Raw genomic sequence first — 347 nt, 5'->3', positions numbered from 1 at the left:
CCCGCCACTTTGCGGCCGGTGACAAAGTCATCATTGCGGCCTTTGCCGGGATCGATGCCGACAAGGCCCGCCAGCATGCGCCGACCGTTGTGCTGCTGGACGACCACAACGAGATCAAGCGCCCCGTCTAGCCGGGGCGGTCATCAAACGACAATTCAGTCTTTCAGGACGTTCGCGATGATTTCGAACGAGCGTAGGCGCTTGTCGACATCATACATGTCGGAGACGATCATCAGCTCGTCGGCCTGTGTGCGGGCGAGCAGGGCCTCGACGCCGCGTTTCACCGTATCCGCGTCCCCGATGATGCTGAAATTCAGCATGTGTGACGCGCGCATTTTCTCTTCCGG

The 347-nt window shown here is 60.2% G+C and carries 1 protein-coding gene and 1 pseudogene; one reads left to right on the top strand and one right to left on the bottom strand.

The window, feature by feature from the left end; genetic code table 11:
- Positions 1–131: aspartate 1-decarboxylase (locus B4F73_RS14830; protein ID WP_290483668.1), on the top strand; the 131-nt coding region annotated here is incomplete at its 5' end.
- A 24-nt stretch (positions 132–155) separates the two neighbouring features.
- Here the strand turns inward: B4F73_RS14830 and B4F73_RS14825 are convergent.
- A pseudogene (locus tag B4F73_RS14825) lies at positions 156–347 on the bottom strand (alkane 1-monooxygenase); the annotation flags it as partial.

The organism is Hyphomonas sp. UBA3601, from assembly GCF_002375605.1.
Classification (GTDB): Bacteria; Pseudomonadota; Alphaproteobacteria; order Caulobacterales; family Hyphomonadaceae; genus Hyphomonas.
The sequence above is the reverse complement of the archived record's forward strand: the minus strand, read 5'-3'. Positions and strand labels throughout refer to the sequence as shown.